The 24568-nt window shown below is 60.9% G+C and carries 19 protein-coding genes; 5 read left to right on the top strand and 14 right to left on the bottom strand.

What is annotated here, in order from left to right; genetic code table 11:
- Nucleotide 1: 1 nt before the first annotated feature.
- The 6 genes from rbbA to ACIROY_RS02925 form a co-directional block, all read right to left on the bottom strand.
- The gene (gene rbbA / locus ACIROY_RS02950) at nucleotides 2–2797 is read right to left on the bottom strand and encodes a ribosome-associated ATPase/putative transporter RbbA (protein WP_402339511.1); all 2796 of its coding nucleotides are present in this window, start codon (nucleotides 2795–2797) and stop codon (nucleotides 2–4) included.
- Complete coding sequence (locus ACIROY_RS02945; RefSeq protein ID WP_402339509.1) at nucleotides 2761–3834, bottom strand: HlyD family secretion protein; 1074 nt, start codon at nucleotides 3832–3834, stop codon at nucleotides 2761–2763. Before ACIROY_RS02945 ends, rbbA begins: the two co-directional genes overlap by 37 nt.
- Nucleotides 3831–5255, bottom strand: a complete 1425-nt coding sequence (locus tag ACIROY_RS02940; protein WP_402340137.1) for an efflux transporter outer membrane subunit — start codon at nucleotides 5253–5255, stop codon at nucleotides 3831–3833. The genes ACIROY_RS02945 and ACIROY_RS02940 overlap by 4 nt, the downstream gene beginning before the upstream one ends.
- A gap of 159 nt (nucleotides 5256–5414) precedes the next feature.
- Entirely contained in the window at nucleotides 5415–8105 is a 2691-nt protein-coding gene (gene mgtA, locus ACIROY_RS02935; RefSeq protein ID WP_402339506.1) for a magnesium-translocating P-type ATPase, read from the bottom strand.
- A gap of 16 nt (nucleotides 8106–8121) precedes the next feature.
- Nucleotides 8122–9909 carry a PHA/PHB synthase family protein gene (locus ACIROY_RS02930; RefSeq protein ID WP_402339503.1) on the bottom strand — a complete coding sequence of 596 codons (1788 nt, stop codon included), beginning with the start codon at nucleotides 9907–9909 and terminating at the stop codon, nucleotides 8122–8124.
- 143 nt (nucleotides 9910–10052) lie between these two features.
- Entirely contained in the window at nucleotides 10053–10490 is a 438-nt protein-coding gene (locus tag ACIROY_RS02925) for a universal stress protein (protein WP_402339500.1), read from the bottom strand.
- A gap of 202 nt (nucleotides 10491–10692) precedes the next feature.
- Here ACIROY_RS02925 and ACIROY_RS02920 point away from each other — a divergent pair, with 202 nt between their 5' ends.
- The gene (locus tag ACIROY_RS02920) at nucleotides 10693–11076 is read left to right on the top strand and encodes an SPW repeat protein (protein ID WP_402339497.1); all 384 of its coding nucleotides are present in this window, start codon (nucleotides 10693–10695) and stop codon (nucleotides 11074–11076) included.
- A 50-nt stretch (nucleotides 11077–11126) separates the two neighbouring features.
- Nucleotides 11127–11447, top strand: coding sequence for a TraR/DksA family transcriptional regulator (locus tag ACIROY_RS02915; protein ID WP_402339494.1), 321 nt, complete (start codon nucleotides 11127–11129; stop codon nucleotides 11445–11447).
- A gap of 26 nt (nucleotides 11448–11473) precedes the next feature.
- Here the strand turns inward: ACIROY_RS02915 and ACIROY_RS02910 are convergent, their stop codons facing one another.
- Nucleotides 11474–12337, bottom strand: coding sequence for a universal stress protein (locus ACIROY_RS02910; RefSeq protein WP_402339491.1), 864 nt, complete (start codon nucleotides 12335–12337; stop codon nucleotides 11474–11476).
- Between the two features lie 132 nt (nucleotides 12338–12469).
- Here ACIROY_RS02910 and ACIROY_RS02905 point away from each other — a divergent pair, with 132 nt between their 5' ends.
- The 3 genes from ACIROY_RS02905 to ACIROY_RS02895 all read left to right on the top strand — a co-directional run bounded on the left by ACIROY_RS02905 (nucleotide 12470) and on the right by ACIROY_RS02895 (nucleotide 14783).
- The gene (locus ACIROY_RS02905) at nucleotides 12470–12982 is read left to right on the top strand and encodes a universal stress protein (RefSeq protein ID WP_402339488.1); all 513 of its coding nucleotides are present in this window, start codon (nucleotides 12470–12472) and stop codon (nucleotides 12980–12982) included.
- Nucleotides 12983–13031: 49 nt separating this feature from the next.
- Nucleotides 13032–13685 (top strand): BON domain-containing protein, encoded by a 654-nt coding sequence (locus ACIROY_RS02900; RefSeq protein WP_402271366.1) that lies wholly within the window; start codon nucleotides 13032–13034, stop codon nucleotides 13683–13685.
- 69 nt (nucleotides 13686–13754) lie between these two features.
- Nucleotides 13755–14783 (top strand): zinc-dependent alcohol dehydrogenase, encoded by a 1029-nt coding sequence (locus ACIROY_RS02895; protein ID WP_402339485.1) that lies wholly within the window; start codon nucleotides 13755–13757, stop codon nucleotides 14781–14783.
- 21 nt (nucleotides 14784–14804) lie between these two features.
- On the opposite strand, the gene fnr is transcribed toward ACIROY_RS02895, so the two are convergent.
- The 7 genes from fnr to ACIROY_RS02860 form a co-directional block, all read right to left on the bottom strand.
- A complete protein-coding gene (gene fnr, locus ACIROY_RS02890) occupies nucleotides 14805–15602 on the bottom strand; it encodes a fumarate/nitrate reduction transcriptional regulator Fnr (RefSeq protein ID WP_402271371.1) in 798 nt (265 codons plus the stop codon).
- A gap of 252 nt (nucleotides 15603–15854) precedes the next feature.
- On the bottom strand, nucleotides 15855–17078 hold the full coding sequence (locus ACIROY_RS02885) for an HD-GYP domain-containing protein (RefSeq protein ID WP_402339482.1): 1224 nt from the start codon (nucleotides 17076–17078) through the stop codon (nucleotides 15855–15857).
- A 42-nt stretch (nucleotides 17079–17120) separates the two neighbouring features.
- On the bottom strand, nucleotides 17121–18119 hold the full coding sequence (locus ACIROY_RS02880; protein WP_402339480.1) for a chemotaxis protein: 999 nt from the start codon (nucleotides 18117–18119) through the stop codon (nucleotides 17121–17123).
- A gap of 97 nt (nucleotides 18120–18216) precedes the next feature.
- Nucleotides 18217–19926, bottom strand: coding sequence for a methyl-accepting chemotaxis protein (locus ACIROY_RS02875; RefSeq protein WP_402339477.1), 1710 nt, complete (start codon nucleotides 19924–19926; stop codon nucleotides 18217–18219).
- 145 nt (nucleotides 19927–20071) lie between these two features.
- Nucleotides 20072–22414: an ATP-binding protein gene (locus tag ACIROY_RS02870; protein WP_402339474.1), complete on the bottom strand. Its 2343-nt coding sequence runs from the start codon at nucleotides 22412–22414 to the stop codon at nucleotides 20072–20074.
- A 12-nt stretch (nucleotides 22415–22426) separates the two neighbouring features.
- Nucleotides 22427–22819, bottom strand: a complete 393-nt coding sequence (locus tag ACIROY_RS02865) for an Hpt domain-containing protein (RefSeq protein WP_402339471.1) — start codon at nucleotides 22817–22819, stop codon at nucleotides 22427–22429.
- Between the two features lie 27 nt (nucleotides 22820–22846).
- Nucleotides 22847–24568, bottom strand: a complete 1722-nt coding sequence (locus ACIROY_RS02860) for an ATP-binding protein (protein ID WP_402339470.1) — start codon at nucleotides 24566–24568, stop codon at nucleotides 22847–22849.

Raw genomic sequence — 24568 nt, 5'->3', positions numbered from 1 at the left:
GTCAACGCTCCTGCTTCCTGAGCAGCAGGATGGAGGCGCCGAGTATCACCGGCACCGCCGCCAGCAGCGACCAGAAGGACGGCATCAGTCCCGACAGGTCGAGCGCTTTGTTGAAGATGCCCCGGCTGATGGTCAGGAAATGCGACGCCGGATACAGACGTCCGATCCAGGCGCCGACGCCTTCCAGAGAAGAGACCGGATTGAGCAAGCCGGCAAACTGCACGCACGGAATGATGGTGCCGATCATGGTGACGAAAATGGCGGCGATCTGGCTCCTGGTGAAGGTCGATGCCAGCAGGCCGAAACCGGTCGAACAGATGATGAACACGAAGGCCGTCAAGGCCAGCGAAGCGAAATCGCCCTTGATCGGGACACCGAACACGGTCACCGCCAACAGCGTCAGCAGCAGGAAATTGAGCATGCCCAACAGCACATAGGGAACTTGCTTGCCCAGCAGGAATTCCGCGCGGGTCACCGGCGTCACGTACAGGTTGATGATCGAGCCGAGTTCCTTCTCGCGCACCACCGACAGCGCGGTCAGCATCGCCGGAATCATCATCAGCAGCATCGGAATCACTGCCGGCACCATGGCCGGCAGGCTTTTGACGTCGGGATTGTAGCGATAGCGTGTCTCCACCGAGCTGGCTGCAACCGGACGCATGCCGAGACGGCGGGTCGCCATGTCGATCAGCCAAAGCTGGTGCATCGCCAGGACATAGCCGCGCACGGTTTCGGCGCGCATCGGCATGGAACCGTCTATCCATGCGCCGATCTGGGCTGGGGCGCCGCGTTCCAGGTCGCGTGCGAAGCCTGGCGGTATCTCGATGGCCAGCGCCAGTTCGCCGTTGCGCATGCGACGGTCGATGTCGTTGTAGTCCGACAGCGCCGCCTTCTCGATGAAGTAGCGCGAGCCGGACAGGTTGAGCGCGTAGCTTTGGCTCAGCGCGGTCTGGTCGCGGTCGAGGACAGCGTAGGAGAGATTCTCGACGTCGAGGCTGATGCCGTAGCCGATGATGAACAACAGGATCGCCGTTCCCAGCAGGGCCAGCGTGGCTCTCACCGGATCGCGCCGCAATTCGATGGTCTCGCGCAGGGCGTAGCTGTACGCGCGTCCGAAGCGGAAGCCGCCGCTGTTTTCTTGCTGCGGCGAAGTCGATGCAGCTGCTGCGACAGCAGGCGCAAGGGCTTCAGTCGCGACGGCATCCTGCTCACCGGCGGCTTCCCGCAGATAGCCGATGAACGCCTGCTCCAGCGTTGCCGCACCGCTTTGCCGCACCAGATCGGCCGGGCTGGCGCTGATCAGCACGCGGCCGGCATGCATCAGCGAGATGCGGTCGCAGCGTTCAGCCTCGTTCATGAAATGGGTGGAGATGAAAATCGTCACATGGTCGTTGCGCGCCAGGTCGATCATCAATTGCCAGAACATGTCGCGTGCGATCGGATCCACGCCGGAGGTCGGTTCGTCCAGGATCAGCAGTTCCGGACGATGGACCATGGCCACCGCCAGCGACAATCGCTGGCGCACACCCAGCGGCAATCCTTCCGGCAATTCATCGAGCACCTGGCGCAGGTCGAAGCGTTGCGCCATTTCGTCGATTCTTGCTGGGATGGCGCTTTCCGGCACCTGGAACAGGCGTGCGTGCAACATCAGGTTTTGCCTGACGGTCAATTCACCATAGAGCGAGAAGGCCTGCGACATATAGCCGACGCGCTGGCGCGTAGTGATGTCGCTGCCGTCGACTTCGCGGCCGAACAGCCATGCCTTGCCTTCGCTGGCGGGAATCAAGCCGGTCAGCATCTTCATGGTGGTGGATTTCCCGCAACCGTTGGAACCGAGAAAACCGAAGATCTCGCCGCGCCGTATCTTGAAATCGACATGGTCGACAGCCACGAAATCCCCGAAGCGCATCGTCAGCCCCTTGGCCTCGATGGCGATCTCGTCGTTGTCGGAGGGTTGCAAGGGGGTGACGATCACGGCGCGATGGCTGCGCCGTTTGGCCTCGGGCAGCATCGCGATGAACGCGGCTTCGAGAGACGCCGCGCCGACGCGCTCGTGCAGTTCGCGCGGCGTCCCGGTGGCAAGGATCTTGCCGTCGTCCATCGCGACCAGCCAGTCGAAACGATCCGCTTCTTCCATGTAGGCGGTGGCTACGATCACGCTCATGTCTTTGCGTTCACACCGGATCTTTCCGATCAGGTCCCAGAACTGCGCGCGTGACAGCGGATCGACGCCGGTGGTCGGTTCGTCGAGTATCAGCAGATCGGGATCGTGGATCAGGGCGCAGCACAAGCCGAGTTTCTGTTTCATGCCGCCGGACAATTTTCCGGCGGGGCGTGACAGGAAAGGCATCAGGCCGGTGCTGAGAGTCAGTTCATCAATCCGGCGCCGGCGCGTGGCGGCGTCGTGGCCGAACAGGCGGCCGAAGAATTGCAGGTTTTCCTCTACGGACAACGTCGGATACAGGTTTTTCCCGAGTCCCTGCGGCATGTACGCAATGCGCGGGCAAGTCCGGTCGCGATGACGCCGGTCGGCCATGCTGCCGCCCAGCACGGCGACATGGCCTTGCTGCAGGCGGCGGGCGCCTGCCAGCAGTGACAGCAGGCTGGATTTTCCGACGCCGTCGGGACCGATCAGGCCGACCATGCGCCCGGCCGGGATGACCAGGTCGATGGCCGACAGCGCCTGTGTCTTGCCCAGCACCAGGCTCACGCCGCTCAGGCGTGCAACGACTTCCTGCGCGCCATCCGAGGCAAGCGCATTCACTTTGGTACCTTCACCGCGAGTTCGGCGGGCCATTCTGCCTGTGCCGCCAGTTTGACCCAGGCCACGCCGGGCAAGCCGGTCTTTACCAGATGCAGATGCTTGAGCAGCAAGTCGCGGTCAATCTGCGCCTTGACGCGAAACATCAGTTTCTGGCGTTCGCTGGCGGTCTCGACGGTCTTCGGCGTGAATTGCGCCGTGCTGGCGACGTACGACACCCGGGCCGGGATCACGTACTGCGGCGCGGCGTCGAGGATCAGCCGCACGTCGCTGCCAATGGCCAGTTTGCCGGCGGCAGCTTCCGGTACGAAGAAGGTCATGTAGACATCGCTCAGGTCAACCAGATTGAGGACCTTGCCGCCGCCGCCAAGCACTTCGCCCGGTTGCGCAACGCGGTATTGGACCCGTCCGTCGCGCGGCGCCGTCAATGCGCTGTCGGCGATGTCGGCGTCGATGCGGGCGACCGTTGCGGTGGCGGCGGTCACCGAGGCCATCGCGCCGGTGACCTGCATATGGGCGGCATTGATTGCCGCCGCAGCAGCGCCGGCTTGCGCCGTTGCCGCACGGAGCGCGGCCTGCGTGGTGCGCACGCGGGTACGATCGTCATCGACCTCCTGGATGGAGGACGCGCCTTCCTGGACCAGCGTTTCGGAACGGACCAGTCGCCGTTGCGCGGCCTCGAGTTCGCTTTCACGTTGCGCCACCTGCGCCAGCGCAGCCTGCCGGTCGCTCTCGCGCACGGCCACCTGCGCCTGGGCGCTTGCCACGGCGGCCGCGGTTTGCTGCTTCTGCGCGACGGCCTCGTCACGTTGTGCCTGCAACACCTGGATCTGCATATGCGCGAGCGGTTGGCCGGCGCTGACGTAGTCGCCTTCATTGACGAGTATGTCGTCGATACGTCCGGGCAGTTTCGCTGCGACGTCGATTTCGGTGGCTTCGATGCGGCCGTTGCCGCTGGCGAAGTCGACGCCGGGACCGGTATTGCGGAAATGTTTCCAGCCATACCAGGCCGCCGCCAGGACGGCCATGACGAGCAAAAGGGAATACAGCGTGCGACGCGGAGGAGTGGTCATGGCGGGTTGTCCGGATTGTTCTTGGGATCAGGCGGCCGGCGGCCGGCGGCATCGTCTGCGGCTCCGCCCAGCGCGGCGTAGAGACTGACATTGGTGGTTGCCAGTGCGCGTTGCAGCTGGACCAGCTGTTGCTGCGCGACGAGCAGGTCCCGTTGCGCATCAAGCACCTCGAGGAAGGAGGCAGAGCCGTTGTCGTAACGCAGGGTCGACAGGCGTGCGCGCTCAGCCTGCACCTCCAGCGTCACGGCGGCGATGTCCGCCTGATAGTCCAGCCAGACGCGGGCGGACAAGGCATCGGAGACATCACGGAAGGCGCTCTGGATGGCTTTTTCGTAGTTGAGCACGGCAATGTGGCGACGCGCTTCGGTCAGCTTGAGATTGCTGTTGCGCAGACCGCCGTCGAACAGCGGCAGGGAAATGCTGGGCGAAAAAGTCCAGGCGCGGCTGCCGCTGTCGAACAAGCCGCCCAGCTCGGCGCTCGCGGTGCCGGCCGATCCGGTCAGGGCGATGCGAGGAAAGAACGCCGCACGCGCCGCGCCGATATTGGCGTTGGCCGCGCGCAGCTGATGTTCGGCGGCGATGATGTCAGGCCGGTTGTTGAGCAGGTCGGATGGAATGCCGGGATGGACGCGGCGAGGTGCCTCGACCTCCGACAAACGTTGCTGCAGCGTTGTTTCGCTCAGTTGCGTGCCGACCAGCAGGGCGAGTCGATGTATCTGCATCTCGCGTTCCTGCTCCAGTTGCGCCACCAGGCTTTGCGCCTGCGTCAGCAGCACCGCGACTTGCGTGAGATTGAGCCGCGAGGTCGAACCGACCTCGACGCGACGCTTGAATATCCGATAACTTTCGGCGCGGCTGGCAAGCGTCCGGCCGGCGAGGAACAGGCGTTCGTTGAGCTCGGAGAGCGTCAGGTAACTGATGGCCACCTGGGCAATCAGGTCGATGCGCACGGCCCGTCGGGCGGCATCGGAGGCGAGGTAACTTTCAAGCGCAGCGTCCTTCAGACTGCGCACGCGGCCCCAGAAGTCCAGCTCCCAGCTGGCCATGCCCAGGCCCACCTGGTATTGGCTGGAAACCAGCGGTTTGCCGGTCAGGTTGAGATCGCCCGGCACGCGCGAGCGATCCAGTCCGGCCTGGGCGTCGACAGTAGGAAACTGCGCAGCAGCTTCGATCCCGTAGGCAGCCCTTGCCTCGTCGACGCGGGCCAGGGCGAGGCGCAGATCCTGGCTGTTCTGCAATGCAAGTTCGATCAGCGATTGCAGGTGCGCATCCTGGAAATAACTGCGCCAGCCGATGGGTTCGAGGGGCTCGCGCAACGCGGCTGCGGTATTGGGGTAATGCGTGGGGACCGGAAGCGCCGGCCGGATGTAGTCCGGCGCCAGCGACACGCATCCGCCAAGTTGCAACGCGGCGAGCGCCATGATCAGCAGGCTGCGCGCAGTGCGTTTTCTCTTTGTCGCAGCCGTTCTTGCTGAACTCACTTTCGCTCCCGCGTCGATTGATGCCATGCAGCACAGTCTACGGGGCGCCCGGCTGTTGCTTCTTGATATCAATCAAATGCGCGCCGGAAGATGCAGCAGTCACTTCAAACCGAAACGCCTGATGAGCCAGGACTTCATCAATTGCGTCATCAGCAGGTAAGCGAAAACGATCGCCAGAATCGCCGCATTCAGATTCAAGGGCAATGCCGTCAATCCGAGCGTGTGCGCAATGGGTGACGCCGGCAGCCAGAACGCCAGCACGCAGATGACCGCGGTCGTGGCCAGCAGGGGCAGGCTGGGCTTGCTCTGGATGAACGGGATTTTCCCGGTGCGAATGACATGCACCACCAGCGTCTGGGACAGCAGCGACTCGACAAACCATCCCGACTGGAACAGCAGCGGCTGGCCGGCGGCGCCAAAGACGAACCACAGCACGCCGAAGGTCATGTAATCGAACAGCGAGCTGACCGGCCCCAGCACCATCATGAAGCGGCCGATATCGAGGATTTCCCAGCGCCGCGGTTGTTGCAGGTACTCCTCGTCCACGTGATCCGTCGCTATCGTGGTCTGGGAAAAGTCGTAGAGAAGGTTGTTGAGCAGGATCTGCACCGGCGCCATCGGCAGGAAAGGCAAGAGGGCGCTCGCCCCCAAAACGCTGAGCATGTTGCCGAACGCCGAGCTGGAGCTCATCTTGATGTACTTCGTGATGTTGCCGAATACCCTGCGGCCTTCCAGTACGCCGTCCTTGAGCACGATCAGGCTCTTGCGCATGAGGATGATGTCGGCCGACTCCTTGGCGATGTCCACGGCGCTGTCGACGGAGATGCCGACGTCCGCCGCTTTCAGCGCAGCCCCGTCATTGATGCCGTCGCCGAGGTAGCCGACGACATGCCGGCGAGCCTGCAGGCAGCGGATGATCCTGGCCTTCTGTTGCGGATTGAGTTTGGCGAAGATGTTGCTGCGTTCCGCCAGCCCGCCGAGCGCCTCGTCGCTGAGCGCGTCGATATCACCGCCGAGCACGGCCGGTTCCCCGGACAATCCCACGTGGCGACAGACATTGCGCACCACCGCACCGTTATCGCCGCTGAGCACTTTCACCGTCACGCCGCAGGTATGCAGTCCGGCGATCGCTTCTACAGCGCTGTCCTTGGGAGGATCGAGGAAAGCGATGTAGCCAACCAGGGTCAGCGCCGATTCATCGGCATTGCCGAACGCGGGACCATCGGCCGGTCCGGCGGCCGGTAGCTCCTTGTAGGCGACGGCAATCACACGGAAACCGTCTTCGTTGAGATCGTCAACCGTCTTGCTGAGCGCCGCGCCGTGATGCCCTGCCAGCGGCATCGGTGTGCCCGCGTGCTCGGCGTGCGTGCAGACGGCCAGGATTTCTTCCGGTGCGCCCTTGCAGATGAGCAGGCGAGTGCGGTCGGCTTGCTCGACGATGACCGACATGCGCCGCCGCTCGAAATCGAAGGGCAGTTCATCGATTTTCCGGAATTCCTTTTCCGTCTCCGACTGTGTTCCTGATTGCTCGCGGGGTTCGGCGTAGCTCAGGATCGCCATGTCCAGCAGGTTCTTCAAGCCGGTCTGGAAGAAGCTGTTCAGATAGGCGTACCTGATCACTTTATCCGAGTCCACGCCGTCGATGTCGACGTGTTTTTCGAGGATGATGCGGTCCTGGGTCAGCGTGCCGGTCTTGTCGGTACAGAGGATGTCCATCGCGCCGAAGTTCTGGATCGCGTTGAGCCGCTTGACGATGACTTTCTTTTCCGACATCGCCAGCGCGCCCTTGGCGAGGTTGATGGTGATGATCATCGGCAGCATCTCTGGCGTCAGTCCCACCGCCACCGCCACGGCAAACAGCAGGGCTTCGAGCCAGTCGCCCTTGGTCAGGCCGTTGATCAGGAACACCAGCGGCGCCATGACCAGCATGATGCGGATGATCAGGCGGATATACCTGTCGACGCCGCGATCAAAGCTGGTCATCTCGCGCGCTTTGACGAGGTCGGCGGCGATATGGCCGAATGCGGTGCGTTCACCCGTCGCCACCACCAGCGCGGCGCCGGTTCCGCTGACGACGTTGGTGCCCATGAAAGCGAGGTTGGACAGGTCGGTCAGGCTGCCGTTCGCCGCGTCGGTTGACGCCGCCGGCGTCTTTTCGATCGGCAGCGATTCTCCGGTAAGCGCCGCCTGGCTGATGAACAGCATCCTGGCAGAGAGGATACGCACGTCGGCCGGCGCGATATCGCCGGCCGACAAGGAAATGATGTCGCCCGGGACCAGTTCCGCAAGCGGCAGTTCAACGCGTCCCTGACCGGCGCGCTGCACCGTGGCGGTAGTCGCCACCATCGAGCGCAGCTGTTGCGCCGCCTTGTCGGCACGGTGTTCCTGCACAAAGGAAAGCAGTGACGACAGCACGACCATCACGCCGATCATGATCCCGCCCCAGGTCTCGCCGATCAGCAGATTGACGGTCGTGAGCGCGAGCAGCAACAGCGACAACGGACTGGCGAACAGCTTGAGGAACTGGCGCCAACCCTGCAGGCGGGGACCCGCGGCAATGACGTTGGCGCCGTATTGCCGGCGTCGCTTGCCGGCTTCCTCTGTCGTCAGGCCTTGCAGTGACGAGGCCTGCTGCGCCAATCCGGCTTCCGCCGTCATGGCGGCCATGCTGCGCAACGTGGTTTCCGCAGCTTGCGCCGGGGTATGGGAGGGGGGCCGGCGCGCATCCGGATGAACGTCCTGGCCAGGAGCCAGCGGCGGCGCGAAAGCGATGGCGGGCGAGCCGGGCATGGTCAGGTTCCGTTCATCAAGGCTGGAGGACATATTTGCCGGGCGCTGCGAGTTTGTGCGCGGGCAGGGACGGCGGTGCAATACGCTTGCCGGAATGCTTGCGCAGCCAGGCCTCCCAGGCCGGCCACCAGGAGCCGTCATGAAGCGCCACGCTGGCCTGCCAGGTATCGGCGTCGACCATGCCCTGCTTATCGGCATGGGTGGCGATCTGATAGCTGCGACGCGGATGCCCGGGAGGAGAAACGACGCCGGCGTTATGGCCCCCCGAGGTCAGCACGAAGGTCACTTCCGTGTCGGTCAGGCGATGTATCTTGAACACCGAGCGCCAGGGCGCTACGTGATCGGTCACGGTGCCCACGGAAAACACCGGCAGGCGGATGTCGCTCAGGCTGATGGGCTTGCCCTCGGTGCAGTAACGGCCTTCGGACAGGTCGTTATGCAGGAACAACTGCCGCAGATACTCGGAATGCATGCGATAGGGCATGCGGGTAGCGTCGGCGTTCCATGCCATCAGGTCGCTTTTTTCCTCGGGCAATCCAAGCAGGTATTGCCTGAGCCGGCGCGACCAGATCAGGTCGTTCGAGCGTAACAGCTGAAAGGCGCCGGCCATCTGTTTGGTGTCCAGGTAGCCTTGCTCCCACATGACGGCCTCAAGGAAGCTGACCTGGCTCTCATCAATGAACAGCGACAATTCGCCGGGTTCTTCAAAATCGACCTGCGAAGCGAACAGACTCATGCTGGCCAGACGGTCATCGCCGTCGCGCGCCATGGTTGCGGCGGCGATCGACAACAGCGTGCCGCCCAGGCAGTAGCCTACGGCGTTGATGCGTTTCGCTCCGGTCTGCGCGGTGACGGCGTCGATTGCCGCCATGACGCCGAGCCTGCGATAGTCCTCCATGGACAGTTCGCGATCTTCTTTCTGCGGATTCTTCCAGGAGATCATGAAGACGGTATAGCCCAGGTCAACCAGATATTTCACCAGTGAATTCCGGGGCGACAGGTCGAGGATGTAGTACTTCATGATCCACGCGGGGACGAACAGCAGAGGAACGGCGTGGGTTGTCCTGGTCGACGGGGCGTATTGAATGAGCTCGATCAGGTCATTGTGAAAGACGACCTTTCCCGGCGTCACCGCCACATCCTTGCCGACCTTGAAGTCGCCGGGCCGTTCCTCCTCGCCGGGTGATATGCTCTTGCGCCAGTCACTCATCGCGTTAATCCATCCCTGCACCAGATTGCGTCCGCCCGACTCAATCGTCGCGTGTTGCGCCACCGGATTGGTCGACAGGAAATTCGACGGCGCCAGCATGTCCAGGATCTGGCGCACGGTAAACGTGACGACGTCCTCGTGATGCTGGGATTGTCCGCGCACGCCGGTGGTGGCGCGGTGCCACCATTGCTGCTGCAGAAGAAACCCCTGATGGATGGCATTGAACGGCCATTGCTGCCAGGCCGGATCGCTGAAGCGCCGATCCTGGGGAAGAGGTTCTATGCAGGCCTGTTCGCCGCCAAGCTGGCAACTGCGGCTGTAGACATACATGCGCCACCAGTTTTGCCAGGCCGTCTGCATCAGAGCGGCGCGCTTGGTGGGAGACAGCGCCAGATGCGTCGACCAGTCGACATAGGCGTTGAGCAGCGCGGCAGGTGAGATATTGCCGGTCAGCCGTCCCAGCCAGGCGTTGCTCATCAGATCCAGGCGGGCGGCGTCATTGTCGGCCTCCGGATACGCAAATGCCAGTGGCGTCAGCCATGCGCTGGCAAGACGTTCGGCGCCGACCGACGGCGAAGTTTTCTTTGTTGCCATGGAGACCTCGATCAATGCAATGAGGTCAGCCTAACGATCTGGATCGCCGGTGCGTTGATGCAGATCAAGCCGGAGGAGTTATGCCCGAAAAGAGCGCGCCGGGCCGGGTCCTGAAGCACAGATGGCAGTGAGCGCCGCTGCCGTTATCTGAAGATGATCACCGGTACATTGCTATGGACCAGCACCTTGTGGGTCTGATTTCCCAGCAAGATGCTGTTGAGGCCGCTACGGCCGTGCGACGCCATGAATATGCAATCGCATGCATGCTCCGCGGCGGCATCAACGATCGCTTTCCAGGGCTGCTCGCTGTCGATTGTGTGCACCTGGCAAGGCACGCATGCCTTTTCGGCGAGGTCTTCAATAATGCGCACGTACTCCCTTGCACGCTGGCGGAGCGACTCTGACAGCAACGAAAAGTCGTCGCGCCGGCTGACGAGCGTGAAAGACCCATAGGGGAGGGTCTGCGCGACCGACAATCCAACCACTGCGCTGCCATGATCCCTGGCGAACTCTATCGCCGCGCGCACTGCGCGATTGGAAAGATCCGACCCGTCCGTGGGCACCAGTATTTTCTTGAACATGCGAACCTCCGTTGAAATTAGCCTCTTTTCAAGCATACGTGCGCGTCCGCGTCCGGCTTTGATCAATGTCAAATGAGGGCGTCACGGCGCCGCATTCAGTGCCCGTCGCCGGAGGCTGATGATTTGGCTTTTGATGCAGATCAACGTACCGCGTGACACAGTCTTCATAATCGGATCGCATGCTGACACCACGAGGACCGCCATGAATACGTTCGCCGACACCGACACTGACTCACGTTGGCAGGCTTGCGTCATGGCGACCGTGGGAATAGCGCTGCTGGCCTCACCCTGGTTGATGGAATACACGCAGCAGCCGATTTCCCGCAATGCCATGGCGACTGGATCGGCAATCACGGTCTTTGCGCTGCTGGCCATCGTTGTACCCGCGCTCTGGGAAGATGCGGTGCTGCTGATGTTGGGTTGCTGGACGGTGGCGTCGCCCTGGATCCTCGGCTTCGAAGACCAGCGTGGCGCGTCCCTGATTTGCGTCGCCGCCGGCGGCATTGTTCTGATATCGGCCTTGTGGGCGATGAAGAACGAGGATCGGATCGGCGCAAGCGCCGGGGAAAATATGACGGAGCGCTAGCCGCTCCCGGACAGCTATTTCATGCAACGACTTCAATAAGGAAACACAGGATGTTTTATCTCACCGAAGAACAGTTGACGCACTTCCGGGAAATCCTCGAGAAGCAGGAGGCCACGATCCGCTTCAAGTCCAGGCTCACCGTGCCGGCGGAACCCGACGGCTGCGATGTGACGGAGGTGGACAACGCACTCGGCGACAAGGTGTTTGCGGAATTGGCGGATATCGAAGCAGCGAAACTCAGAATCAGCCAGCGACAGTACGGGCTGTGTTCGGACTGTGGATGCACAATCGCCGAGGCGAGGCTGGAAGCCTATCCCTCCGCCAAACGATGTACGCCTTGCCAGCGTCTTCATGAGCAGCATCATCAATGATGCGTCTCCAGGCCGCGACGGCGGCCTCACCGCGATAACAACAGCGAGACCGGCGACTCCGCGATCACGACACCGGTTGTCCCGCCCAGCAACACGCCGCGCCAGCGCGGATGTGCCACGCAGCCCATGACAATGAGATCGGCATCGAGCTCCGCCGCCAGCGTCAGCAGTGCATGCCCGACATCGGCTGCGGGCGGACGGTGCAGGATGACGACAGGTTTCTGCAACGACGCCGTGCATTGCCTGAGTACTTCTTCCGAGGCGGAAACGCCGGTGCCCGGAACCATGCCGTCGCCGAAGATGACGGCGCTGACGGCATCGACGTCCTGCAGCAACGGAATAGCGTTGCGTACTGCGCGGGAAGCGGCGCTGCTGCTGTTCCATGCAATCAGCGCATGCCGCCGGCAAAACGGTTTTTCGCTGACCATGAATACCGCCGCCGCCGCGTTGAGCGCGACAAACTCGATGAAGTCGCTGTCCTTGTGATCATCGACGCCGTGCAGTTCGCTTTTGCCCAGGATGATCAGATCGGCGGTATTGCCATAGTTGCTCAGCGCGGCGGCTGCATCGTCGTCAACCCGCAGCGTCTGGATTCTGGCAATGCCGAATTCCTGCGCCAGGACCTCGAATCGTTCCAATGAAGCGGTCATGTCGAGATGCTTTTTCTCGCGCCGTTCCTGTTCTTCGGCTGGAAGCATTGTTCCGGGAAGCGTTTCTCCGGCGCTGCCGGTTACTGCCGGAAGTACTTGCGACATGAATCTCGACATGCCCGAGATGGCAAGGCCGATCACGGTGACAGGTTCACCTGATGACAGGCGGGCAGCAAGCCGGACGCGGCGTTCCAGATCGATGGCGTTGCTGACGTAAATCAGAATTGATCGATAGCGCATTGCGTGCTCCTTGATGTGAGGCCCATCGGATCACGACATGCTAATGGTTTGGGCGCGGATCGAATTGACTTGCATCAAACGGAACGGCAAGAAGCTGCGGCATGACAAACACTTTTTTTGCATGGCGCGATTTTGATCCAGGTCAAATGGATACTCCGCAACGAGGCATACGATGACCTTCATCGCATTCTTTCTCCTGGAGGCATCATGCTCAAAAAGATATTGCTGGCAACGGATGGATCGGAATTGTCCAAACGAGCGGTGGCGGCTGCTGTGGATTTTGCTGCCTCGTATGGAAGCAAGATCGTCGGCCTGGCCGTCTCCGAAATCTTTCCCAGCCTGATCATGCCCGAGCTCGGCGCCGGATACGACCTGCAGGGAATCGAAGCCGAGATATTCGCACAATCCAAACTCAATGCCGACTACGTTGCCGACTGTGCAAAAAAAGCTGGCGCGGACTGCGAAGTCCATACCGTCAAGGGCACGCATGCGCATGAAGAGATCCTCCGCTTTGCCGCCGAATACGGTTGCGACTCCATCTTCATGGCGTCGCACGGACGCAAAGGATTGGACAAACTGATACTGGGAAGTGAAACGCAGAAGGTACTGACGTACAGCAAAATCCCGGTGCTGGTATTCAAATGAAGTCGCCGCAACCGGGCGACGCAACTTATAACCGAGTGAAGGTATTGCCATGAAAACAGATTCTCATATCAAGCAGGACGTCGCCGACGAACTGGCGTGGGACGCAGCCGTGAACGACAACGAGATTGGCATCGAGGTGCGCGACGGCGTGGTCACCCTGACCGGAAATCTCGATAGCTATGCGGAAAAATATGCCGCCGAAAAAGCCGCCCAGCGGGTCGCCGGCGTCAAAGGACTGGCGGTGGAAATCGACGTCGTGCTGCCGGGTTCAAGCCGTCGCACGGATGCCGACATTGCGCGAACGGCGTCCCACGGACTGGAATGGAATGCCCTGGTGCCGAAAGACAGCGTCAAGATCATGGTGGAAGACGGCTGGATCACATTGAGCGGCGAAGTCGATCATCAGTATCAACGCATGGCGGCCGAAAACGCCTTGCGCAGCCTGCTCGGCGTCATCGGCATCAGCAATCAGATCGCAGTGAAACATGTCGCCCGGCCGACCGACATCAAGACCCATATCGAAGCTGCCTTGCAGCGGCGCGCGCACTCGACCGTGAAAGCGATCGAGGTGGCGGTGAACGGCGACCAGATCACGCTCAAGGGATCGGTCGCCTCGCTGGCCGAGCGCGAGGAAGCGTTTGCGGCAGCGGCGCGGACTCCGGGCGTTCATAAAGTCGTCGACAAGCTGTCCATCGTTTACTGAGCGTTGCCGTCAGGCCGGTTCTTGTTTCACGGCGTCAGACGATGACGCCGCATCCTATTGGGTAATGCAATGAAAAACACCATGCTCGCTGCGGTAGTCGAACAATTCGGCGCACCGCTCGTCATCAAGGAAATCCCGCTGCCGTCACCGGGCCCCGGACAGATTCTGGTCAAAACGGAGGCGTGCGGCGTATGCCATACCGACCTGCATGCAGCGCACGGCGACTGGCCCGTCAAACCGTCCCTGCCGTTTGTGCCGGGGCATGAAGGAATAGGCGTGGTGGTGGCCATGGGCGCCGGCGTCAGCGAAGTGAGCATGGGCGATCGTGTCGGCGTACCGTGGCTTTACTCGGCGTGCGGTCATTGCGAGCACTGCCTGGCGGCATGGGAAACCGTGTGTGCGAAAGCGGAGTTCGGCGGTTACACAAAGAACGGCGGCTTCGCCGAGTACATCCTGGCCGACCCCAGGTATGTCGCCCATATCCCTGCAGGATTGGAAGCGGCAGCGGCCGCCCCGATCATCTGCGCCGGCGTGACGTCCTACAAGGGCATCAAGGAATGCCAGGTGCTGGCGGGGGACTGGCTGGCCGTGTCGGGCATCGGCGGACTCGGCCATCTGGCGGTCCAATACGGCAAGGCGATGGGACTGCGCGTATGCGCCGTTGACATCGACGATGGCAAGCTGGCCCACGCCCAACGTCTCGGCGCGGATGCTGTCGTCAACGCGCGTGCCGGCGATCCGGTTGCGCGCCTGCGCGAAGTTACCGATGGCGGCGCGCACGGTGTACTGATCACCGCGCCGTCACTGGAAGCATTCCACCAGGGCGTCGCCATGACGCGCAAGCGTGGCACCTGCGTGCTGGTCGGCCTTCCGCCCGGAGAGTTTCCTACGCCATTGTTTGATGTGGTGGCCAACTGCATCACCATACGCGGCTCGTTCGTCGGCACACGCCAGGACATGGTGAGCGCGCTGGCATTCGCCGCCGCCGGCAAGGTCAAGGCGGATTTCGAGTTGCAGCCGTTGTCGGCCATCAACACCGTCTTCGAGCGGCTGCAGCGCGGCGACGTGCCGTCACGGGTCGTGCTGGATTTCTCATGAGTTCGTGAGAAAAGCGCCGGATCAGTGCTGCGGGTGGCACACCGGCGTGGAAGTCAGCGTCTGGGTACCTGACGCCAGTCTGATCAGCGCCGGCATGTCGAGTATTTCGACATCGCGCTGGCGTACCTGAATCAGTACATCCTTGCGCATTTTGGCAATCATGCGGCTGATGCTCTCGATGGTCAGGCCCAGATGGTTGCCGATATCTTCCCGGGTCATCCGCAATTGGAAGCGGGTCGCCGAGTAGCCGCGCGCAGCATAGGCCATTGACAAGCTGACCAGGAAAGCCGCAAAGCGTTGTTCGGCGCGCATGTTTCCCAGCAACATGATGATCTTCTGCTCGTTGGTGATTTCCAGGCTCAGGGTGCGATGAAAGTGGTGGAGCAGGGTGGGCATCTGCGCAAACAGGGCTTCCAGCATCTGGAACGGGATTTCGCAGACCTCGCTGTCCTCCAGCGCGAGGGCATCGCACTGATAGCGTTCGGTATTGATGGCGTCCATCCCGAGCAAATCGCCCTTCATCTGAAAGCCTGTGATCTGACGATCGCCGGCAAGGTTCTGCTGATAGCTTTTGAAATGGCCGACACGCACGGCGTACAAGGAAGTGAAGCGGTCGCCGATCCGATAGAGAAAACCGTCGCGCGGAATCTTGCGCCGGGAAATGATCTTGTCCAGCCTCTGCGTATCGGAGTCATTGAGGCCGGTCGGCAGGCACAACTGATGCATGCTGCAACCGGAGCAGCTCCTCGCTGCCGAGCCGAGAGCAACGATCTGCGCGGGCGGGGAAGGCGGGGCAGTGACATTCAGGGCATGGTTCATGATTGACTCCGACGGACATACGGTTGATAAAAGGTCCCGAGATGAGGCAGTGTACGCTTCCCCCCGCTTAAATAAAGGCATTGGCTCGCGTTTACCTGTCCTGGATCAAGTGATCGTTGATTGGTTGGGTCAGTTGGCGGCGAGGCAAGATAAAACATGAGTGAGAAGGGGTTGTCGTTTTGTTAGTGACGGAGCTGACGGCGGCCGTTCAGCGGGCGAAACTGGCGTAGTTGCCCGCGCTTGTCCGCTTCTTTAATGCCGAGCGCTCAACTGGCCGGCCCAGAGCGACTCAAGGCTGGGGAAATTCCAGCGCTCCCGTTCCTCCCGCCCGACAATCGCATCGTCAACCTGCGAATCCGACAAGTCCAGACGCTCCACCTCGATCGGCTCCCGCGATTGCTCGGAGAAGAATACTTTCACCACCGGCTTGGTCAACGACGCCTTGTTTTGTTCCAGCACGACCGCCAGTCGCCCGGAGTGGAGCCTGACGAGAGCGCCGGTCGGATAGATACCCACGCTCTTGATGAATGCGGAAAGAACCGTCCGGTCGAAATGACCTTTCCATGACGCCATGCGAGCCAGCGACTCCGCGGGATCCCACCCGTTTTTATACGGCCGGTTCGAGGTGACCGCATCGTAGACGTCGCATACCGCGCCCATGCGCGCAAGCAAGGATATCTTGTTTCCGCACAAGCCCCGGGGATAGCCGCTGCCGTCCATTTTTTCATGGTGATGCAGACAGACGTCGCCGGCAGCTTCCGGAATGGCGGCATCGCGACTCAGCAGCTGGTGACCGAGAGAAGTGTGCAGCTTCACCGTTTCATACTCTTCCGCGGTCAATCGGCCGGGCTTGTTCAGGATTTCCAGCGGGGTCAGCGCCTTGCCGATGTCATGCAGCAGACCGGCGATGCCGGCTTCGCGACAATACTCTTCGTCCATTCCCAGGGTGCGCCCGAGCGACACCATCAACGCGCATACGGCAACAGAATGCATGTAGGTGTAGTCGTCGCTGGTCTTGAGCCGGGCCAGGCTGATCAACGCGCCGGGATTGCGCAGGACCGAGGCCGCAATCTCGGCCACCAGCGGCAGGCAGCCTTCGACGTCGATGGCCTTGCCAAGCCTGACCTCGTTGAACATGGAAACGGTGGCGGCGCGGGCGCTCCTGCAGAGAATGGCCGCGCGCTGCAGTTCTTCGTTAAAGGACGTGTTTTCCTGCTCGATGGCAACCACGTCAGGAGGGCCTGTTTCGGCGGCGTCGCAGTCCGACTCGGGTTCTGCCTGCAGCACATCCCTTCCTTTGCTGGTGTCGATCCAGCAGGTCTCGATGCCGCAGGTCCATGCCGCTTGCAGATCGGCGTATTCGCGCAGCAGGAACCTGCTTTTCCAGAACGGATGTTTTATCCAGGCGTCGTCGAAGCCATGCAGGTACATGCCAAGACGCAGTTCGCTGATCCTGATCTTTTTGATTGGGCTCATTTTTTTAAAAAAAGTAAACCTGTTCCAGTCCGGGTGCCGATATCAGGCCTGAACGGCGTGCAAGCCGGGTGCTGCCACGGCAGCTGTTTTCTGCAAGGCAGTTTTGATGGTCGCGGCCAACTCCTCGACTGCGAATTTGGCCACGTAGCCGTCGGCCCCGACGCTGCGCACATGATCTTCATTGGCCGAACCGGACAGCGAAGAGTGAATCACGACAGGGATGCTTTTCAGGCGGGTGTCGGACTTGACGTTGCGGGTGAGGGTGAAGCCATCCATTTCCGGCATTTCCAGGTCGGTCAGAATCAAGGCGACCTTGTCGCTGATCGGCGTTCCTGCGCGTTGCGACTCGGCGGCGATGGATTGCAGCTTTTCCCACGCTTCCTTGCCGGTCTTGGTCATGATGTACGGCAGCCCCAGCGACTCCAGTCCGTTTTCGATCAGGGCCCTGGCGACTTTGGAGTCATCCGCAGCCAGCACGATGGCGCCGGGAGTGATCATGGATTGCAGCGAACTGACCTGCGTTTGCTTGAGCATCTTCTGGATCGGCGAGGTGATGTGCAGGATTTGCTCGACGTCGAGCACCTGAACCAATTGGCCGCCCTCAACGTTTGAATCCAGGCGTGCAATGCTGGTGACGATGTCGCCGCCGGCGCTGGATTCGGCCGACAGGACCTGGCTCCAGTCGAGACGGACGATTTCCTCCACCGATTCGACGGCAAAAGCCTGAGTGCTGCGCGCGTATTCGGTGATCAGCAGGATGTTGAGGCCGGTGCGCGGCGTACAGCCCGCCACTGCCGGCAGGTCGATGACGGAGATGACCTGTCCGCGGATATTGACCATGCCAAGCACCGGCGACTGCGTGCCCGCGGCTTTGGTAATGGGCATCATCGGGACGATCTCGCGGATCTTGAAGACGTTGATGCCGAACAGTTCGCCCGGTACTTCTTCGCTGCCGCCACCGAGGCGAAACAGCAGCAGTTCGAATTTGTTGCTGCTGGTGAGATTGGTGCGTTCGTCGATTTCTTTTTGAAATGAATCCATGGGAGCCTCAGTATGGTGTTCTGCAGACATGCGAGGCATGCCAGCAGGTGCGATGTTGTCTTGCGTCCTCAGTGACGAGGGGCGAGCCGGCTGTGCTTCAGAATTGCTCCCAGGAACCACTGACCTCGCCGGTTGCGGCGGCCAATTGTTTTTGCGCCACCGAACGGACGTCTCTGCGCGGCAGCTGGGCTGTGCGCGGGGTGATGTCGATCGTCCGTTTTGCCGAGGCCGGCGCGGCGTTCAGTGCAAGGCTGTCGCTTTGCTCCAGTTTGAAGACACCAATGGACTGCGACAGGCGTTCCGCTTGATCCCGCAGCGACTGGGCGGCCGCGGCCGCTTCTTCGACCAGTGCGGCATTTTGCTGGGTGACTTCGTCCATTTGTGTGATGGCCAGGTTGATCTGTTCGATGCCGGTGCTTTGTTCCGCGCTCGCCGCCGATATTTCGCCGACGATGTCGGTGACGCGTCTGACGCTGGCGACCACTTCATTCATCGTGGTGCCGGCCTGGGCAACCAGTTTGCTGCCGTCGCCCACCTTCGATACGGAGTTGTCGATCAAGGTCTTGATTTCTTTGGCGGCTGCCGCGGAGCGTTGCGCCAGATTGCGCACTTCCGAGGCAACCACGGCAAAGCCGCGCCCCTGTTCGCCGGCGCGCGCTGCTTCGACGGCCGCGTTGAGTGCAAGGATGTTGGTCTGGAAGGCGATGCTGTCGATGACGCTGATGATGTCCACGATCTTGCGTGAAGAGTCATTGATCTCATCCATCGTGCTGACGACGCGGCCGACGACATTGCCGCCCTCGATCGCCACTTCCGAGGCAGACACTGCGAGTTGATTGGCCTGGCGGGCGTTGTCGGCGTTCTGCTTCACGGTTGACGTGAGTTCTTCCATGGCGGAGGCGGTTTCTTCCAGGGAGCCCGCTTGTTCTTCGGTGCGCGAGGATAAATCCAGGTTACCTGCAGCGATTTCGCCGGAGGCAGTGTTGATGGTGTCCGTGCTGGCACGCACTTCGCTGACGATTTTGAGCAGATTATCGTTCATCGACTTGAGCGCCAGCATCAGTTCGCCGGTTTCATCCGTGCTGTGCGCTTCGATGTCGGCGGTCAGGTCGCCGGCGGCGACGCGTTGTGCAACGTCGAGCGCCTCAGCCAGCGGACGAGAGACAATTCTTGCAATCCATACCGCCAGGCACATCGACAGGGCGATTGCGGCGACCAGGAATGCCGAAATGAGAATCTTGGCGTTGGCGTAGGTATCCGCAGACAAGAGATTGGATTTCTTGGCGCCTTGTTCGTTGACCACCACGAGTTTTTCCAGGGACTTCATGGCTTCGCGGTACGATGAGGTCGAGGCGCCATTGAGCAGTGCGAGTGCCTCGTCTTTTTTTCCCGCCACCGCCAACTTCATGATCTTGGCGTGTTCGCCGACGAATATCCCGATCTCTTTTTCGACCTCAGGATAGACCACTTTCTCCTCGTCTTCCGAGATTTGAGTTGTGTACAGCTTTTGATGTTCTGCGACGATACCAAGCTGCTGGTTTGCATTCTTGTCCGCTTCGACAGCGCGTTCCGGCGAAAGCGCGGAGATATATTGAAGTTCGAAGCTGCGCACGCGCGAAAGCGACAGTTTGATGTCTGCGAGCGTGCGAATGCTTGGCAGCCAGTTGTCGGCAATTTGACCCGACGCCTCATTGACCTTGCCAAGCTGCATCAGGGCGAAGCCGCCCAGGGCTGCTACAAACAAGAGGACTACCGAAAAGGACAAAATCAATTTCCTGGCAATCTTCAGATCGTAAAACCATTTCATGTGGATCTCCTCAGGCCGACTATGTAGAAAATATCGTCGACCTGCGGGGACGCATGGCATGAATGGCGTTGCGCATGGCTCGACGCAACAATTATAACAATTTAATTAAATAAATCAAATATTTGTTTTATTTGTTTTATTTGTTTTATTTGCTTTGTTTTAGATCTTTCCGGGCTGAACGCGCCGCATCAGCCGCAGCGGTTGACCGGCCACTGTCATGGGGAGAAACGCCGCCGTCGGTTTGTGCCGAAGAATCGGGAGGCGTCGCCGACAGCCAACGCTCGATCATCGCCAGGAATGCGGCTGCGGTGAAGGGCTTGGGAAGATAGTCGTCCATGCCGGCGGCAAGGCAGCGCTCGCGGTCGCCCTCGATCACGCTGGCGGTCAGGGCAATGACGGGGAGGCGGGGGAGCCCGGCAGCCGCTTCGCGCTCACGCAACAGGCGCGTCGCCTCGTACCCGTCCATGACCGGCATCATGCAGTCCATGAGGACCAGGTCGTAGGGTCCTTGCGCCAGCGCCGTCAGGGCCTGCGCACCGTTTTCCGCCTCGTCGACCTGATAACCCTTCTTGGTCAGCAGCATGCGCGCCAGTTGGCGGTTGATCAGGGTGTCTTCGGTCACCAGAATGCGCCTCGCGGCATGCGTCGATGCCGGGGCCGGCAAGTCGTCCTTGTCATGCGCATTGCTGCTGATCGCCGAGGATGAATAGGATGCCGGCAGCGGCGTTCTCTCGGCTGCGAAGCCGCTGATGCGCCGGCAGGGGACTTCGAAACGGAATGTAGTTCCTTTGCCGGCCTCGCTCTGGAAGGAAATCGTGCCGTGCATCAATTCGACCAGCCGCTTGCAAATCGACAGGCCCAGCCCGGTGCCGCCGTACTTTCGGCTGATGGAGGTGTCCGCCTGGGTGAACGGCTGAAACAGTCGCGCCTGCTGTTCGATCCCGATGCCGATGCCGGTATCGGCGACCGCGTAGCGCAAGATGACGCCATCGGAATCCGCCGCATCGGGGCTGCATTGCAACGTCACGCTGACATGCCCGGAAGCAGTGAACTTGATGGCGTTGCTGAGCAGATTCCCGAGCACCTGCCGGATGTGGGCAAGATCTCCTTCGACCACAATTCCTTCCGGTTCGTCGATACCGATATCGATGTGCAAATCTTTTTTCTGCGCCGGCGCACGATGCAGGGCGACCACGTCGTTGAGCAGCTGCGATGGGGAGAAGTTACTGCTTTCGCAGTCCATGCGCCCGGATTCGATTTTTGAAAAATCGAGAATCTCGTTAATGATGCGCATCAGCTCCGACGAGGCCTCATGCACTTGCCGGGCATAATTGTGCTGGGTCTTGTCGAGCCGGGTATCAAGCAGCAGCTCGCTCATGCCGAGAATGCCATTCATCGGCGTGCGGATCTCGTGGCTCATCATCGCCAGGAATCGTGATTTGGCCTCGTTCGAGGCGTCTGCCTGCTCCCTGAGCAGCGCGGCGGCGACGGCATCGTCTTCGCGCCGCTTCAGGATGATCGCCATGGCGCTGAATGCAATCAGCAGCACCAGCATGCTGGCGCCGGCTATGCCGCCGAGGATACGCATGACGCGCACCCATTCTTCCTTGAAGCCTTGTTCGGTGATGCTGACGGTGATGTTCAGGGGCGTTTGCCGGATCGGGCGGCGGGAAAGAATATCAGGCGTGTTGTTCCTGACGCCCGCGAACAGCCTGCTTGTCAGCGTCGAGGTATCTCCACGATCTCCGGGACGGCTCTTTCCCGCGTCTCCGGTTTTCAGCGGCCAACCCGCCAGCAGGGTGCCGTCCCGGCCGGTCAGTTCAATGGATACGTGCTTGTCCAGGCTGATGCTTTTTAAAAAACCGGTGAAGAAGTCGCAGGAGATGCCCACCAGAACGATGCCAGCCATGTTGCCGCGGACGTCGTTGATGCGCCGGCTCAGGTAAAAGGTCCAGTCGTTTCCGGCCCGGTTGCGCACCGCTTTGCTGAAGAAGATATCGTCGCTGTCATTTGTCAGATGGTGCTGATAATAGTCACGGTCGCTAACATTGATGCCGCCTGGAGGCAGTTTGCGCGTCAATGCGAGAACGTTGCCGTCGACCCCGACAATGGCGACGCCCGAGATTTGGGGCAAGCCGCTGATCTTGTCGCGCATCATCTGGGCAATTGCGGGATCGGCGGCGGCAGCAAGGAAATCGTGTTGCCCTTCTATACCTGTCTGAGAAAGCTGGCTGACATCGTTGAGCACCAGCGTGGCGGAGGCCATTGCCTGCGCGGAACTTTCCGACAACACCAGGGAGAGGTTGCCGATATCTTCCTGCCAGTCGTCGACGGCCCATTCATAGAGCAGGGCGCTGGCGCTCAACGTCACTCCGCCCAGCAGGATCAGCAACAGCAGCCCGACGACAAGCGTGGCGCGGCGTGCGCTGCGGCCAAGCCACAGCAAAGGATGCAACGGGGCGAATAGCAGGGAGGTCGCGGAAGACATTGGCATCGGGCGTCAGCCGTTGCGCCGGTTGTCGGCAGATCCTGGAGACTGCTCGAAATGCAGGATGCTGCTGCGCACTTCGGCAATCGTTTCCGCATAGGCGTCGGCGAGATCGCTCCAGAGCATGGGGATCTCTACGTCGGAGGTGGAACGTGACAGCGCTTCGACACGCCCAAGCATGCCCGCGAGACGTTCGGCGCCGACCAGGGCGACGGTTCCTTTGAGGGAATGACTTTCCAGCGTAATGCGCGAGGTATGTCCGGCTTGGATGGCCTGTTGCAGGCGCTCGAACATCGGCGGAGCGATGTCGAGAAAGGTAGCGGACAATTCCAGGAAGGCCTGGACATCCTGTCCGGCGGCGTCCAGAAGCACCGACGGATCGATTTGCCGATAGCGTGACGTCATGCTCGCATCCCCTGGTGCCTCTCTGGCTTATTGTCGTTTTATTGTACGCGTTGCATCGGGCACTGTCCCGTCCAATGACGGCAGGCGGAAAGAAAAAGTGCTGCCGGCGCCGACATCGGAGCGGACGGTAATTTCACCGCCCATGAGCTCGACCAGCAGGGCGGCGATGGTCAGTCCGAGTCCCGCGCCATCATGGGGACGCGCAGCCGAGTCGTCGGTCTGCGTGAATTTTTCAAAGATGGTTTTCTGCAAGGCAACAGGGATGCCCGGGCCCGTATCGATGATGCTGAACAGCAATCCCTTTCCATCGGTTTCCACCGTCAGACGCACGAATCCGCTGTCGGTAAACCGGCACGCATTGTCGAGCAGCTTGTCCAGCACCTGCAGTAGCCTGACCCGATCGCATTGCACGTAAGGCGGCACGTCAGCGGCGATGTGGGATTGGATTTGCAGTCCCTTTTTGGCAGCAACTTCCTGATGCGTACTGACGGCGTGCGTGATGATGTCGGCCAGTTTCTCCTGGCTGATATTCAGGCTGATTTTTCCCGAGCGCAGGGCGCTCAGTTCCAGTACCGAATCAACCAATGCGAGCAAACGCAGCCCGCTTTCCTGGATGGCGCCTGCAAATTCGCCGTGCCGGGTGCCGGCGAGGTCTTCGGCCAGTGTTTCCGAATAGCCCAGGATGCCGTTGAGCGGAGTGCGGAACTCATGGGACATGTTCGACAGGAAATGTAGTTTAGCCTTGCGCGCCAGCAGGGCTTCCCGACGGCTTTCTATCAGGTGGCCGATGAGGATGACAAGTGCGGCGGTGCCGAGGATGATGAGCAGCGACGCCAGGCTCGTCAGCGTCAACGTCTGACTCCGGGTCTTGCGATAGCCGTCGAGACGTTCATCCAGATCGATGCCGACAGTGACGTACAAAGGATAGTTGTCCAGTTTCTGATAAGCGTAGAAACGGTCGCGATGATCGATGATGCTGGTGGCGCGCAGCATGCCGCTGCCGTGGCTGCGCATCGCCTGGAATACCTCGCTGCCGGAGATGTCCTGCCCCATGGAGTCGTCTGCTCCGACATGGCGCACGCGCAGCACGCCATCGTCGCCCACAAGTGAAATGGAGCCCAGTTGCCCGACGTCGACCTTTTGGTAAATTGAGGTGAAATATCCCGGATCCATCGACGCAATGACCACGCCGTTGAACGCGCCGTCAGGCCCGCTGATGCGGCGCGTCATCTGCAGCGACCATTTTCCCGAGACACGGCCGAGCAAGGGCTTGCTGATGTACAAACCCGTGTTGGCCGATTGCATGTGCACCTTGATGTGTTCGCGATCAGCAAGATTAAGAGGCTTGAACGGCTTGGTCGACAGGATGACGTCAGCTTTCTCGTTGACGATGGAGAAAAGATTGAAGACCTCCGACGGCGCGACGCCGTCCTTCAATTCCTTGTTGATGTCGAGGCTGCTTCCCAGGGCGTTATATCGGGAGCGCAGATAAACCACAGCCTGGTCGGTGGATTCGACCGTGCGGGTGGCGTGTTCCTTGAACAACAGGGACAGGCTGATCGCGTCTCGCCTGGCGCTGTCGACTTCGTCACGATAGCTCTTGTCCAGCTGCCACCATGCCGACGCCCATAGTCCGGCGAGGAGCAGGGCGGCGCAGATGCAAAGGATGACGCCGACGCAGGCCTCCAGTGCGTCGCGCAATTTCTGCAGGCGCGAGACAGGCATCTGGGGACGATGTGAAAAACTCAT

This window comes from Herbaspirillum sp. NPDC101396 (genome assembly GCF_044767365.1).
GTDB lineage: Bacteria > Pseudomonadota > Gammaproteobacteria > Burkholderiales > Burkholderiaceae_D > Herbaspirillum.
The sequence above is the reverse complement of the archived record's forward strand: the minus strand, read 5'-3'. Positions and strand labels throughout refer to the sequence as shown.

Bases quoted from the DNA above. Each gene is read 5' to 3' on its own strand.
- rbbA (WP_402339511.1), bottom strand. From the start codon at position 2,797: ATGGCCCGCCGAACTCGCGGTGAAGGTACCAAAGTGAATGCGCTTGCC.
- ACIROY_RS02945 (WP_402339509.1), bottom strand. From the start codon at position 3,834: ATGACCACTCCTCCGCGTCGCACGCTGTATTCCCTTTTGCTCGTCATG.
- ACIROY_RS02940 (WP_402340137.1), bottom strand. From the start codon at position 5,255: ATGGCGCTCGCCGCGTTGCAACTTGGCGGATGCGTGTCGCTGGCGCCG.
- mgtA (WP_402339506.1), bottom strand. From the start codon at position 8,105: ATGCCCGGCTCGCCCGCCATCGCTTTCGCGCCGCCGCTGGCTCCTGGC.
- ACIROY_RS02930 (WP_402339503.1), bottom strand. From the start codon at position 9,909: ATGGCAACAAAGAAAACTTCGCCGTCGGTCGGCGCCGAACGTCTTGCC.
- ACIROY_RS02925 (WP_402339500.1), bottom strand. From the start codon at position 10,490: ATGTTCAAGAAAATACTGGTGCCCACGGACGGGTCGGATCTTTCCAAT.
- ACIROY_RS02920 (WP_402339497.1), top strand. From the start codon at position 10,693: ATGAATACGTTCGCCGACACCGACACTGACTCACGTTGGCAGGCTTGC.
- ACIROY_RS02915 (WP_402339494.1), top strand. From the start codon at position 11,127: ATGTTTTATCTCACCGAAGAACAGTTGACGCACTTCCGGGAAATCCTC.
- ACIROY_RS02910 (WP_402339491.1), bottom strand. From the start codon at position 12,337: ATGCGCTATCGATCAATTCTGATTTACGTCAGCAACGCCATCGATCTG.
- ACIROY_RS02900 (WP_402271366.1), top strand. From the start codon at position 13,032: ATGAAAACAGATTCTCATATCAAGCAGGACGTCGCCGACGAACTGGCG.
- ACIROY_RS02895 (WP_402339485.1), top strand. From the start codon at position 13,755: ATGAAAAACACCATGCTCGCTGCGGTAGTCGAACAATTCGGCGCACCG.
- fnr (WP_402271371.1), bottom strand. From the start codon at position 15,602: ATGAACCATGCCCTGAATGTCACTGCCCCGCCTTCCCCGCCCGCGCAG.
- ACIROY_RS02885 (WP_402339482.1), bottom strand. From the start codon at position 17,078: ATGAGCCCAATCAAAAAGATCAGGATCAGCGAACTGCGTCTTGGCATG.
- ACIROY_RS02880 (WP_402339480.1), bottom strand. From the start codon at position 18,119: ATGGATTCATTTCAAAAAGAAATCGACGAACGCACCAATCTCACCAGC.
- ACIROY_RS02875 (WP_402339477.1), bottom strand. From the start codon at position 19,926: ATGAAATGGTTTTACGATCTGAAGATTGCCAGGAAATTGATTTTGTCC.
- ACIROY_RS02870 (WP_402339474.1), bottom strand. From the start codon at position 22,414: ATGTCTTCCGCGACCTCCCTGCTATTCGCCCCGTTGCATCCTTTGCTG.
- ACIROY_RS02865 (WP_402339471.1), bottom strand. From the start codon at position 22,819: ATGACGTCACGCTATCGGCAAATCGATCCGTCGGTGCTTCTGGACGCC.
- ACIROY_RS02860 (WP_402339470.1), bottom strand. From the start codon at position 24,568: ATGAGTTTTTCACATCGTCCCCAGATGCCTGTCTCGCGCCTGCAGAAA.